The sequence below is a fragment of the Stenotrophomonas sp. STEN018 genome (assembly GCF_056760235.1).
Genome location: NZ_JBRREK010000022.1, coordinates 66,843 through 79,918, shown reverse-complemented (window position 1 = coordinate 79,918; position 13,076 = coordinate 66,843). Strand labels below are relative to the sequence as shown.

At 62.6% G+C, this 13,076-nt stretch carries 8 protein-coding genes; 3 read left to right on the top strand and 5 right to left on the bottom strand.

All coding sequences use genetic code 11. The features are described from left to right. Positions 1-114 precede the first annotated feature (114 nt). Positions 115-852 (bottom strand): pteridine reductase, encoded by a 738-nt coding sequence (locus tag ACVOMB_RS10460; protein ID WP_481531109.1) that lies wholly within the window; start codon positions 850-852, stop codon positions 115-117. A 54-nt stretch (positions 853-906) separates the two neighbouring features. Here ACVOMB_RS10460 and ACVOMB_RS10455 point away from each other — a divergent pair, with 54 nt between their 5' ends. Further along, complete coding sequence (locus tag ACVOMB_RS10455; RefSeq protein ID WP_481531108.1) at positions 907-2,091, top strand: class I SAM-dependent methyltransferase; 1,185 nt, start codon at positions 907-909, stop codon at positions 2,089-2,091. After that, positions 2,079-2,474, top strand: coding sequence for a VanZ family protein (locus ACVOMB_RS10450; protein ID WP_481531107.1), 396 nt, complete (start codon positions 2,079-2,081; stop codon positions 2,472-2,474). Before ACVOMB_RS10455 ends, ACVOMB_RS10450 begins: the two co-directional genes overlap by 13 nt. Positions 2,475-2,719: 245 nt before the next feature. On the opposite strand, the gene ACVOMB_RS10445 is transcribed toward ACVOMB_RS10450, so the two are convergent. From ACVOMB_RS10445 to ACVOMB_RS10435, 3 genes are all read right to left on the bottom strand, one after another. Beyond that, positions 2,720-5,074, bottom strand: coding sequence for a beta-N-acetylhexosaminidase (locus ACVOMB_RS10445; RefSeq protein WP_481531106.1), 2,355 nt, complete (start codon positions 5,072-5,074; stop codon positions 2,720-2,722). Beyond that, complete coding sequence (locus tag ACVOMB_RS10440; protein WP_481531105.1) at positions 5,074-6,717, bottom strand: outer membrane protein assembly factor BamB family protein; 1,644 nt, start codon at positions 6,715-6,717, stop codon at positions 5,074-5,076. The genes ACVOMB_RS10445 and ACVOMB_RS10440 overlap by 1 nt, the downstream gene beginning before the upstream one ends. Positions 6,718-6,803: 86 nt before the next feature. Beyond that, a complete protein-coding gene (locus ACVOMB_RS10435; protein ID WP_481531104.1) occupies positions 6,804-9,557 on the bottom strand; it encodes a TonB-dependent receptor in 2,754 nt (917 codons plus the stop codon). 35 nt (positions 9,558-9,592) lie between these two features. Between ACVOMB_RS10435 and ACVOMB_RS10430 the strand changes: the two genes are divergently transcribed. Then, positions 9,593-9,895 (top strand): hypothetical protein, encoded by a 303-nt coding sequence (locus tag ACVOMB_RS10430; protein ID WP_481531103.1) that lies wholly within the window; start codon positions 9,593-9,595, stop codon positions 9,893-9,895. A gap of 316 nt (positions 9,896-10,211) precedes the next feature. On the opposite strand, the gene ACVOMB_RS10425 is transcribed toward ACVOMB_RS10430, so the two are convergent. After that, positions 10,212-13,052 carry a TonB-dependent receptor gene (locus ACVOMB_RS10425; RefSeq protein ID WP_481531102.1) on the bottom strand — a complete coding sequence of 947 codons (2,841 nt, stop codon included), beginning with the start codon at positions 13,050-13,052 and terminating at the stop codon, positions 10,212-10,214. Between the last annotated feature and the right edge of the window lie 24 nt (positions 13,053-13,076).

Sequence of the window (13,076 nt, the reverse complement as noted above, 5' to 3'; positions counted from 1 at the left end):
CGGGCTCCGCTGCCCCCCCGCCCCCCGCCCCCCGCGCCCCCCGCCCGCCCCGGCCCCCCCCCGGCCCGCCCCCCCCCCCCCCCCCCCCCCCCCCCCACTACAGGTGTATGGGGTTCAGGTCAGCAGGCGGCCGCCGTCCAGGCGCAGGGTCTGGCCGGTGATGTAGCCGGCGTCATCCAGCAGCCAGCGTACCGCCGAGGCGATCTCGTGCGGGGTGCCGAGGCGGTCCAGCGGGGTGCGCTCCATCAGCTTCTGCTTGGCCGCTTCGCTCTTGCCCTGTTCGGGCCACAGGATGGCGCCGGGGGCGATGGCATTGACCCGTACATGTGGAGCCAGCTCCAGCGCCAGCGAGCGGGTCACCATCTCCAGCGCGGCCTTGGCCGAGCTGTAGGCCGGGTGCTCGCGCAGTGGCTGGGTGGCGTGCAGGTCGGTCAGGTTGACGATGGCGCCGCGCTGCTTGATCAGGTGCGGCGCTGCGGCCTGTGCCAGGAAAAACGGCGCGCGCGTATTCACCGCGAACAATTCATCCCATTGTTCCGGCTGTACCTGCCCGAACGGGGTAGGGAAGAAGTTGGAGGCGTTGTTGACCAGTGCATCCAGCCGGCCGAACTGGCCGACGGTCTGTTCCACCAGGTCGGGCAGGGCGGTCACGTCGCGCAGATCGGCCTCCAGCGCCAATACGCTGCCCGCGCGCTCGCTTTCCAGATCGAAGGCCAATGACTGCAGCTCCTCGCTGGACTGGTGCGCATGCAGAGCGATGCGGTAGCCATGGGCGTGCAGGTGACGGGCAATGCCGGCGCCGATGCGGCGTGCACTGCCGGTGACCAGGGCCACCCGTTGGGATTCTGTCATCTGGGATTTCCTTACTCAGCTATCCTGTGCATTGTCCTCGCAAACCGCCGCATCATGCATTCCGACCTGCCAACCCCCGATTCAGACGCGCTTGCCCACAGCGAGCAGCTGGCCGCGCACCTGCGTGCGGACATCCTTGCCCAAGGCGGTGCGGTGCCGTTCTCACGCTTCATGGAGTTGGCGCTGTATGCGCCGGGTTGGGGCTATTACAGCGCCGGTGCCAGCAAGTTTGGTGCGGCCGGTGACTTCGTCACCTCGCCGGAAATCGGCGCGCTGTTTGCCGCCACCACCGCCAATGCGCTTGCGCCGGTGCTGAAGCAGCTCGGACCGCAGGCCCGCATGCTGGAACTGGGCGGTGGCAGCGGCGCGTTTGCCGAGATCATGCTCAAGCGCCTGCTGGAGCTGGATGCGCTGCCTGAGCGTTACGCCATCCTCGAACCCAGCGCCGACCTGCGCGAGCGCCAGCGCGAACGTCTGGAGCGCGCACTGATTCCGCCGGTGTTTGCGCTGGTGGAATGGCTGGACCGGCCGTTCGACGACGATTGGGATGGCGTGCTGTTCGCCAACGAGGTGATCGATGCGTTGCCGACACCGCGCTTCCTCGCCGACGAAGGCGAAATCTACGAAGAGACCGTGGAGCTCGACGGCGAAGGCCGCTTCGTGCGCGGTGCACAACCAGCCGACCAGCTGATGCTGGGTGCGGTACGGCATGTGGAGCGCTATCTGGAGCGTCCGTTCGCGCACGGTTACCGTTCCGAAGTGCTGCCGCAGCTGCCGTACTGGATCCAGGCTGTGGCCGGTGGCATGCAGCGTGGTGCGATGTTGTTCGTCGACTACGGTTATTCGCGCAGCGAGTTCTACCAGCACGATCGCAACGACGGCACGATGCGCGCGTTCTACCGTCACCGCGTGCACAACGACGTGTTCCTGTGGCCGGGCCTGCAGGACATCACCGCATCGGTGGATTTCACCGCGCTGGCTGAAGCCGGTACCAATGCCGGTTTCGAGCTGGCCGGTTACAGTAACCAGGCCAACTTCCTGCTCGGCAACGGCATCACCGACCTGCTGCTGCAGGCCGAAGAGCGGACCGATGAAGTCGGCCAGCTGCGCCTGCGCGATCAGCTCAAGCGACTGACCTTGCCGACCGAAATGGGCGAGCGCTTCCAGGTGATGGGCTTCAGTCGCGACGTCGACATGTCGGCCGCCTTCCTGCTCGGTGACCTGACGTGGCGGCTGTAAGCACCACGCTGAAACCGCTGCGTCGTGCAGGGTTCTGGTTGGGCCTGTGGTGTGCGGCAGTGCTGGCGGTGATCGTCGTGTGCCTGATCCCGCCACCAGAACTGAACCTGCCGCAGAACAGCGACAAGGTCGAGCATGTGTTGGCCTACTTCATCCTGTCTGCCAGTGCAGTGCAGCTGTTCGGCAGCCGCCGCGCGCTGTGTTGGGTGGCAGCAGGTCTGGTTGCGATGGGCGTGGGCATTGAATGGGCGCAGGGCGCGCTGACTGCCACGCGCATGGCCGATCCGATGGACGCCCTGGCCAATGCCAGTGGTGTGCTGATCGGCATGCTGACTGTGCTTACACCGCTGCGGGATTTGCTGCTCAGGCTGCAAGGGCGTTGAGCCGATAGTGCGCCCATGGGCAGTGCTGCAAGCTGTTCTGGTTGCGGCTGCAACTTAATTCTTTAGATAAATCAGCCATTTCCGCTGTTATGGCACTTACGCTGGCGGCACTTTGGCTGCTACGTTGGCGCCATCACAGGCACCGCCATGGTGCCGGTGATTTTGCAAAGTCGGTGCGGTGCGGGACGTGGGTGGAGAGGACTCACGTACCGCACCGCGCCTTCCCGGGGATTTCTCCCCAAGCCTTACTTCTTCGGCTGCAGACGCACCTGGTCCAGCACCCACATCTGCGGACGGGTATCGCCGCTGAAGGTCATGCACAGGTCGGTGATCTGCCCGGCACCGGCTTGCAGCGGTGCCTCCAGTTCAATGAAGCCATCCTTGCCCGGCTGCTGCGGCAGCGGTACCGTGGCCAGCACGCGGCCCTCGCAGCCGGCTCGCACTTCAAATTCGCCGTACTGGCTCACCGGCTTGCGGAAGCCGCGCTTGGCTTCCTCCGGGCGCAGCAGGCCGAAGTTGTAGGGAATGCGGCCAGCGCGCACCTTCACCGAGGCGATGTCCTGCAGCTGCGCGTCCTCCCACAACCAGCATGGGTTGAAGATGCTGACGTCGAAATTGTCGCGCTCACCGTGCAGCGGGTTGTCGTCGACCAGACGCAGCAACAGACGGCCGCCCTGCGGGCATTGCGCCAAGGTCTTGTCGTCACGGCTCAGCAGTGACTGCGCATCGAAATTCCACTGGCTGGGTTTGTCGGCGACCGGCTTGCCGTTGAAGAAGGTCAGCGCGGTCAGCACGGTCGGCACCGGCAAGGTCAGCGCGCCGGGATAGGCCGCTGACTGCGCGGTCGGCGTGCTGCCATCGGTGGTGTAACGGATGTCGCGGTAGCTGAGCGGATTGGACAGCTCCACCGTCACCTTGCCGGCGGCGCGATCATCCTGGCGCTTCATCGCCACCGACAACGCGGTCTGGCCATAACCAATCCCCAGCGCCTTGTAGCGCTGCAGCTGTGCCGGCAGGCGCGCGAGGAAGTCGTCGTAGCTCTTGTTCTGCAGCGGTGTCCAGGCGATCTCGGACAGCGCGGCCAGGCGCGGGAACACGTTGTGCTTGAGGTCCTTGCCGTTGCGGGTGTGCTCGGTCCACATGTTGGCCTGCACGCCGATCACGTGCTTGCGCTGCGCCGGGGTCAGCTCGGCCGGCACCGGGTCAAACGCGTAGACGCGCTGCATCGAGGTGAACTTGGGGCGGCCAGTCGGTTCTTCGGGCAGATTGGTCTGCAGGAAATCCAGGTACAAGGTGTTGCCCGGCGTCATCACCACGTCGTGGCCATGGGTGGCCGCTTCGATGCCGCCTTCGATACCGCGCCAGGACATCACCGTGGCCTGCGGTGGCAGGCCGCCTTCGATGATTTCGTCCCAGCCGATCAGCTTGCGGTCGTGGTCTTCCAGGTACTTCTCCAGCCGCTTGAGCATGTGCGACTGCAGTGCTTCTTCGTCCTTCAGGCCCAGCTCGCGGATATAGGCCTGCACCTGCGGTGAATCCTGCCACTGGTACTTCACCGCCTCGTCGCCACCGATATGGATGTACTGGCCGGGGAACATCTCCAGCACTTCGGCCAGGATGTTTTCCAGGAACTGCAGGGTTTCCTCGCGGGGGTTGAACAGGTAGGGGTTCACGCCCCAGTTGGCCGACGGCTTGGTCGGGCCATCGACAACGCCGTGTTCCGGATAGGCGGCAACGGCGGCCTGCGCATGACCGGGCACGTCGATCTCGGGCACAACAGTAATGTGGCGTGCAGCGGCATAGGCCACCACATCGCGGATCTGATCCTGGGTGTAGAAGCCGCAATACAGATGCGGCTTGCCGTCAGCACCAACGCCGGCTTCGCCAGCGGCAGAGCGGCAGCTGCCAACTTCGGTCAGCTTCGGGTAGCGCTTGATTTCCATGCGCCAGCCTTGGTCATCGGTGAGATGCCAGTGGAAGGTATTGAGCTTGTGCGTGGCCATCGCATCGAGGATCAGCTTGATGTCGTCGATGCTCTGGAAATGGCGTGCCGAGTCGAGCATGAAGCCACGCCAGTTGAAGCGCGGTGCATCTTCAACCTGCATTGCGGGCAGCGTGATGCTGTTCGATGGTGCGGCAGCAAGCAGCTGCCACAACGACATCGCGCCATAGAACAGGCCGCGCGCATCGCCGGCTTCGACCAGCACGCCATCGGCGTTGATGCGCAGCGAATAGCTTTCCGGCGATGCTGCATTGGCAGCAGGTTTGCTGATGCGGAACTGGATTGCGCCCTTGGCCTGGCCATTGCTGCTGGGCGTGAGCTGCAGCGGCGTGGTGCGTGCAAGCAGCTGGGTGAACTGTGCAGCGACTTCGCTGGCACCATCAGCGGCGATCACCCGGCTGGAGGCATCGACGCTGAAGCGGCCGTTGCCTGGCAGCACCGATACCGGACGCGGAATGATGCTGGCGCCGGTCACTTCGACCGGTAGCAGTTGAACGCCTGCACTGTTGGTGGCGGCACCTGCATGGCCACTGGCAGCGCCCAGGGCGAGCAGCAGCGCAGCGTGCAGGGCATGGCTGGAAAGTCGGTGTCGGTGCATCATGGATCCTTGTTGTTGACGGCTGGCGTACTGACAGCCGCTGTTGCGTTTGCAGTTGATGTTGCGGTTGCTGCGATCCGCGGGGGGAGGGAAGGCAAGACAGGCAGCGCGGTGGTGGCCTGCGCAGTGGTGGCGCTACTGGATTGGATCATCGCATCAAGTGCAAAGCCCATCAGCACGCCTTCGATATCGGCAGCGACAAGCACATCCGCATGATTGACGAGGTTGCCGGCGATGCCCCACTGGAAGCCGCGCCCGGATGGCAGTGCATGGGTGGCGAGCAGGCGTCCGTCGCGTCTATCCAGTACGCCTACGCCAGCGCCGTGCTCAAGAAAGTAAGGGTGGCCAGCAGCCATGCCGACCAGCAGGTGATCGCCCAGCGCCAGCGGCGTACCCCAGCTCCAGCCACCAACCTCGGTGCGCCACAGCACGCGCCCGCTGACGATGTCGATGGCGCTCACCTTGCGCAGGTCAGAGGAGCCGATATAGAGCGTGTTGCCGTCGAAGGACGGTTCGGACTCGATCCACGAGGTCCAGAACTGGGTAAGCCACAGTGCGTTGCCGGTAGTGGCGTCGATTGCATGCAGCACGCCGCTGCGGTCATTGCAGAACACACGGCCGCGATGCACTACCGGTGCTGCGCCTGGACGCGCAGCCAGACGGTACTGCCATAGCGGAGTGCCGGTGCGTGCATTGAGCGCCTGCACCACGCCTGCTTCGGTGATTGCGAACAGCTGGGTGCCGTCGCTGGCCAGGCCATGCTGGATGCGACCAGCAAGCTGTCGCTTCCAACGGCTGGCGCCAGTGCGCATGTCCAGCGCTTGCACGCTGCCATCGTTGCCGCCGATATAGATCTGGCCGTTGCCGAGCAGCGGGCGCGGGCCCTGCCATTCCCAGGCCGCCGATTGTGGTTGCGGAGGCTCGCGGCTGCTACGTGCGTCCTGGATCGAAGAACGCCATTGCTCGCGGCCGGTCTTGCGATCAAGCCGGTGCAGGTAGCCGCCATCGCTGTTGACGAATACCGCGTCGTCGGTGACCAGTGCGGTGGCATAGACCGGGTAACCCAATGCACTGCCCCAGCGCAGGCTGCCATCGGCAAGATCCACGGCAAACAGGGTGCCTGCGGTGGTGCCGATGTAGGCGATGCCATCGGCGACAACCGGCGAGGCGAAAATCTGGCCGCCAAGGTGGGCTTTCCAGCGCGGGCCGGACAAGGCCTGGGGTGATGTGTTGGCTGCGTTTTCAGTGGGCAGCGATGCGGGTTCGCCACGTCGCAGGCGCAGGCGCTCGCCGCTGCCCAGCAGCGTGCCAGTCAGTTCTTCGCCCTGCATCCGCAACGCCATGTGCAGGGTGCGATGGACCAGGGTGTTGCTGTCATCCAGGTCTGCCTTGCCATGCAGGGGCAACGAGCGCAGGTGGGCAATGGGTAGATCCAGTTGCATGTCGTAGCGGCCGCTGGCGTCGGCCTGCAGGTTCAGGCCGATGCTGACCTTCTCGCGCGGGCTGCCGATTTCGCCCAGCCAGTAGCCGGAGAGGTCGTCGGCGGCGTGTGCAAGGTGAGTTTGTAGCGACAGCAGGCAGGCCAGTAGCGCCGCCAATAGCGGGAGGTAGCGATGAAGGATGTTCTTGCGTGGCTGTTCCATGCGGTGCTGCCCGGTGCGTGCTGATTGGCTGTCAGGAACCCGGCGGGAGTACTTGTTGCTCCCGCCGGGTGATGTCGCGTTACGGCTTAGAAGGCGAAGCGCAGCGACGCCATGTAACGACGGCCGCTCTTGTAGGCACCGTTGAGCAACTGCTCGGTACCGAAGTAGCTGTGGTACTTCTCGTCCAGAAGGTTCATGCCCTCCAGGCCGATGCTCAGGTTGTCGGTGACCTTGTAGGCGACGGATGCATCCAGCGAGCGGTACTCCATCGTCCACACATCACGGCCGCCGCTGACGCGGGTGAAGTACTTGTCGCGCCAGTTGTAGGTGATGCGAGCGTTCCACGTGTCGTTCTCGAAGAAGGGGCTCAGGTTGTACTGGCTCTTCGAGTTGAACGGCAGTGGCCGGCCGTTGGTGGCCTCACCGTCGGAGTAGGTGTAGTTGGCGATGATGCCAAAACCAGCGCCGAGGTTCTGCTGCCAGGCAAGCGAGTAGCCTTTGATCTTTGCATCACCGGCATTCTGCGGACGATCGACCAGGAACTGCGCATCGCGCAGCTGGTTGATGTTGTAGTGGGTTTCTTCCTTGGCGATACGCAACACATAGTCACTCACGTCGCGGTAGAAAACGGAGGCGGCCAGGATTGCATCGGGCGAAAAATACCACTCGGCGGAAAAGTCGATGTTGGTGGAGCGGTATGGCTTCAGGTTCGGGTTGCCGCCGCCACCGGTCAGTGCCTGGTCGGAGAGGAACAGATAGCTGGAAACGTCCGCATAGTTTGGACGCGCCATGGTCTTGGCTGCAGAGAAGCGCAGCACCAGGTCATCGCTGGCGTCATAGACCAGATTCAGGTTTGGCAGGACATTGCTGTATTTGCTGCTGCGGGTGACATAGTCATACGAGGCCTCGGCCTGAGCCTGGGTCATTGTCGCCGTGGTACAGCTGGGGCGTCCGGTGTTGCAAGCGTAGGCGCTTGAGTCAACGTCGGTGCGAACGTAGCGCAGGCCGATGTTGCCACGCAGGCGCTCGAAGCTGAAATCCGCCTGCAGGTATGCGGCCTTGATGTCTTCCTCGATGGTCCAGGTATTGCGGACGAATTCGGAGTTGCCTTGTGTGGTGGGTACTGGTGGGTTCTGCCAGGGAGCCAGCCAGTCGTTGCTGGCGATATAGTCGGCAAGCGCCCAACCATCGATTGTGAAGCGATTGCCCAGATCGCCAAAGCCGCTGAAACCGTCCAGGTAATTGCTGGGCAGGTTGCTCGGTTTGAACATGTCGGTGGTGGCATCGCCCCAGCCCTGTACGGAGGCGAGCACAACGCCACGTTGGATCTGCCCGGTTTCATGCGCGCGCTGCTTGTAGCCGAAGCGTAGCTGGTAAACCGGGGAATCGAGCTTCAGGCCGAAGTCCACCTGGCCGTAGGTTTCCTTGTCCAAGGTTGGCTTGTCGACCAGATTGCCGCCCCAGCCGGTGTTCCAGGTAGCCTGGCTGTTCGGGTTCGCGCCGTAGCCGCCATCCATCCGGAACAGTTCCGGATCGGTGAACGGGTTGCGTCCACTGATGTTCAACGTGCCCGGCGTGCCGGGGCCGTTGGCGATCGACCAGCTGTAGTCGGCGGGTGCAAGGAAGCTGCCATAGACCTGCTTAGGCCCGCCCTGCGCCTTGGTGTGGCCGAGCTGGCCAGAGGCGAACCAACGCTCGTCGGTCCAATCCACCTTGATATCGTAGGTCTCCGATTCGACCTTGGCGCGTCGGTTCTGCAGGTCGAACACCATGCGGCCGCCTTTGTGGGTAGCACCGGTGATCAGGCCGTCCTTGATGGTGATGTCGGTCAGTGAGCCCAGGCTGCCATAGGTATTGCCTTGCCAGGCAAACATCGACTGCGCCATATGATCGAAGTTGGCATCGATCTTCAGTGCAGTGGCCTCGATGTTGAGTTGTTCCATCGGCTTGAACTGCAGAGATGCGGAATACGTATTGCGCTTGCGCTTCTGCTCGAAGAAGTGCGCGCTCATCGAGCTTGGACCCACCGCGTTGGGATTGGCATTCAACGCATCGGCGCATGCGCCCTTGCAGTTGCCAGTGGCGATGGAGCCTGCAGCGCCGTCCAGACCGTCGCGGTAGTGCTTGGCCAGGACGGTGCCATAGGACTCGATGCCATCGCGGCGGATGCTCTCGTTGCTCGACTGGGCGGAGAGGATGAAGCCGAAATTATCTGCAGCGTTCTTCCAACCAAAGGCAGCCGAGGCGCTGGGGTCGGTCTTTTCTACGCGATCATTGCGCGCATAGCTGACGCGACCGGTGATGCTGATCTGCTCGGGCATATCCAGTGGCTTGCGCGTGGAGATGTTGACTGTGCCGCCGATGGAGCCTTCGTCCATGCGCGCTTCTGGCGACTTGAATACTTCCACCTTGCCTACCAGCTCCGGTGCCAACAACGAGTAGTTGAAAGTGCGGGAGGGGAAATCGGACATGTTCCAGTCGCCAGAAGCGATGGACTGGCCGTTGAGCAGGGTGCGGTTCAAGGCCGGGTCGACGCCAAGGATGCTGACGCGCTCGCCCTGGCCATAGGCACGATCGATGGTGACACCGGGGATGATGGTCATCGCTTCGGCGACGTTGGTCGCCGGGAACTTGCCCACGTCCTCGGCGGTGATGACATCGACAATGGCATCGGCATTGCGCTTGGTTTCCAGCGACTGCTGCAGGCTGGCGCGGATGCCGGTGACGACGACGCGATCAAGCTCGGTTGCGTCTTTCTGTGCTTCCTGGGCGGCGGTGGAGAAGCTGACTGCCAGACAGCTGATGATGGCAGCGGTTAACGGTGACTTGCGGTATTTCAAAGGTCTCTCTCCCTTTGCTGATGGATGGCCGGCAAATGCTGCTGGCCAGTGAATCCCGCATCCCTTCGGGTGTGCGGAGAAACATCGCGGGCGCCGTATTGGCCGGCCGCGTCGAACGCGGTGTCAGGTCAAAACAGGCCGGTTGCAGCAAGGGTCCAGAGCGCTCCGCAATGGGTGCGATGGGGAGTGGATCGGATGTACTGCCGGCCTTGCTTGTCCACGTCATGCCTCGATGGGTGGTTGGGGCGGGTGACTACCGTCGTTCAGCTCGGGGTGAAGTTTGCGTGTATTTGTTTTTAATTTGCAAAAATAATTTTCACGAAAAACAGGCGCTTTGAAATCTTTGTTTCATGCAATAGTCGCTGTTTTAAAAGGATAAAGTGCGTGAAAAAAAATATCCATTCATTCCTTCTGAAACTTGTTTTTAAATATTTCATGTTGTTTTGAAAATTATGTTTATCTTCAATTCATTGGTAATCCACATTCCGCTTTGCCGTTGTGGATGTGCGTTGCTCCCGTTGCGCATGGGTTGGTTGCAGTGCGGCTCCTGCAGTGCCTCTGCGCGGGCCATGACGGGCAAAAAAAAGCGGGCCTGGAATACCCAAGCCCGCTGGAGAAAAAGACCGCAGAACAATTAAAACGTTTGGCTACGCCTTAGAAGGCAAAGCGCAGCGTGGCCATGTAGCGGCGGCCGGTGCGATACAGGCCACGGATGACCTTCTCGGTGTTGGCCACGCCCGGGACTTCGGCGTAGGAGCGGTACTCGCTGTCGAGCAGGTTCATGCCGTCCAGGCCCAGGGTCAGGTTGTCGGTCAGCTTGAGGTTGATGTTGGCATCCAGCGAGGCGTAGTCATCGGTGACCAGGAAGTTGCCGCGGTCAGCCTGGGTGTAGTACTTCGAACGCCATGAGTAGGTCACGCGGGCGCTCCAGCGCTCGCTCTCGTAGAACGGGCTGAAGTTGACCTGGTTCTTGGAGTTGAACGGCAGGCGGTTGCCGGCGTCGGCCTTGGCATCAGCGTAGGTGTAGTTGGCAAGCAGGCCCAGGCCGTTGTCGAGACTGGTCTGGAATGCAGTCGAGAAGCCCTGGATCTTTGCCCCACCAGCGTTGTTCGGACGCGAGATGTCGTACACCGTGTCGGTTTGCTGCGACTGGTTGTAGTGGGTTTCCTTCTGGGTGGTGACCAGCACGTAGTTGTCGACCTTCTTGTAGAAGGCGGTACCGGCCAGGATGGCGTTCTCGGCGAAGTACCACTCAGCCGAGAAGTCCAGGTTGGTGGATTCGTACGGGTTGAGGTTGGGGTTGCCGCCGCCGCCGGTCAGGGTCTGGTCGCCGATCCACAGGTAGCTGGACATGTCGCCGTAGTTCGGGCGCGAGATCACCTTCGCCGCCGAACCGCGCAGTACGACGCTGTCGTTCAGGTCATAGGCAACGTTGATGTTGGGCAGGACGTTGTTGTACTTCTTCTTGATGGTGTTGAGCACATAGCCGTCAGCCGGGCACGGGCTCTTGAGCGAGGAACAGGCATAGCCGGTGCTCTCCGACTCGGTCTGCACCAGGCGCACGCCGAAGTTGCCGCGCAGGCGGTCATAGCTGAAATCAGCCTGGATGTAAGCGGCGTTGATGTTTTCCTTCACCGTCCAGGTGTTGGCAGCGTAGGACGGATCGCTGAAGGTGCTCGGCGTCGGCATGGTCTGCCACGGTGCCAGCCACTTGCCGCTGTTGATGTAGTCGGCCAGTGCCCAGCCGTCGATCATGAAGCGGTTGCCCAGATCACCTACGTTGCCAAAGCCGCTCAGGTAGCTGTCCGGCACATCCTTGGGGCTGAACTGGTCGGCGGTCAGGTCGCCATAGCCCTTGATCGATGCCAGCGACACGCCGGCCATCGACTGCGAGGTCTCATGTTCGCGACGCTTGAGGCCGAAACGGACCTGGTAGATCGGCGAGTCCAGGGTGATGCCACCATCGGCCTGGATGTACTTTTCCTTGTCTTCGGTCGGCTTGGTGACGATGTTGCCGCCCCAGCCAGCGCCCCAGTTGGTGGCGTTGGGCGGGTTGGTGTGCCAGCCGCCGGCCGGGCCGCCGCCATCAAAGCGATAGGCGGACGGATCGGTGAACGGGCTGCCGGCATGGCCCGGCTTCATGTGGTTGGCAACGTCGGAAATCGGGTCGGTCTGGTAGCCGTGGAAGTTCAGGCTCGGGGTCTTGCCGCTGATGTCGTAGCTGTAGTTGGCCTTGTTGAGGAACTCGCCAAACACCTGCTTGCCAGTGCCGCCGCTGGCCTTGGAGATGCCGGCGTGGGCCGAGGCAAACCAACGCTCATCCTTCCAGGTGAGCTTCAGGTCGTAGGAGTCGGTATCCACCGTGGCCTGGCGGTTGAGCAGGTCATACACGGTCAGTGCATTGCGGAACGAAGCCTTGGTCATCACGCCGCCATCGACGGTGACGTCGGTGAGGCTGCCCAGCGAATTCCACGGATTGCCGTTGAAGGCAAACATGGAGTGGGTCATGTTGTCGTACTTGGCCTTGACGTTGAGCGCGTTGAACTCGATGTCCAGCTCGTCGGTAGGCTTGAACTGCAGGGCCACGGACAGGGTGTCGCGCTTGCGCTCCTGTTCGAAGTAGTGCGCGCTGATCGCGTTCGGCGCCACCGCGTTCGGGTTCGCCAGCAGGGTCTGCGCGCAGCTGCCCACGCAGCTCGGCGGCATGACGGTAGCTGGATCGGTCGACCAGTCGGTGGTGGTGGTGGTGATCGAGTTCGGCGAACCGCCCTTGCCGTTGATGTAGTCCTTGCCGCTGACCGTGCCGTAGGACTCGATGCCGTCGCGACGGATGTTCTCGATCGAGCGCTGCGCCGAGACGATCACGCCGAAGTTGTCGGCCTGGTTCTTCCAGCCGAACATGGCCGATACCGACGGATCGCCGGCTTCAACGCGGTCGTTGTACAGGTAGCCAACCGCGCCGGAAATGGTGGTGCCGCTCAGGTCCAGTGGCTTGCGCGTGGAGACGTTGACGGTGCCGCCGATGGAGCCTTCCTCGAGCCATGCTTCCGGCGATTTGTAGACTTCGACCTTGCTCACCAGCTGCGGTGCCAGCAGCGAGTAGTTGAAGGTGCGGCCCGGCTGGTCCGAGATGAACCAGTCGGCCGAGGCAATGGTCTGGCCATTGAGCAGGGTGCGGTTCAAGGCCGGGTCGGTGCCCAGGATCGAGACCTTCTCGCCCTGGCCGAAGGCCTTGTCGATGGTCACGCCGGGAATGATGGTGATCGCTTCGGCAACGTTGGTGGCCGGGAACTTGCCCACGTCTTCGGCGGTGACCACGTCGACGATGGCGTCCGAATCACGCTTGGAATCCAGCGCCTGCTTCAGGCTGGCGCGGATGCCGGTGACAACCACGGTGTCCAGGTCGGTGGCCTGCTTGCCAGCCTCCTGCGCATGCGCCGAGAAGCTCAGGCAGGTGACGATGGCGGCGGATAATACGGACTTGCGGTACCTCATGATGTCTCTCCTCATCATTGATGG

Excerpts from the sequence above, each read along its gene's own strand:
- ACVOMB_RS10460 (WP_481531109.1), bottom strand. The coding sequence starts at position 852 with ATGACAGAATCCCAACGGGTGGCCCTGGTCACCGGCAGTGCACGCCGC.
- ACVOMB_RS10455 (WP_481531108.1), top strand. The coding sequence starts at position 907 with ATGCATTCCGACCTGCCAACCCCCGATTCAGACGCGCTTGCCCACAGC.
- ACVOMB_RS10445 (WP_481531106.1), bottom strand. The coding sequence starts at position 5,074 with ATGCACCGACACCGACTTTCCAGCCATGCCCTGCACGCTGCGCTGCTG.
- ACVOMB_RS10440 (WP_481531105.1), bottom strand. The coding sequence starts at position 6,717 with ATGGAACAGCCACGCAAGAACATCCTTCATCGCTACCTCCCGCTATTG.
- ACVOMB_RS10430 (WP_481531103.1), top strand. The coding sequence starts at position 9,593 with ATGCTGCTGGCCAGTGAATCCCGCATCCCTTCGGGTGTGCGGAGAAAC.
- ACVOMB_RS10425 (WP_481531102.1), bottom strand. The coding sequence starts at position 13,052 with ATGAGGTACCGCAAGTCCGTATTATCCGCCGCCATCGTCACCTGCCTG.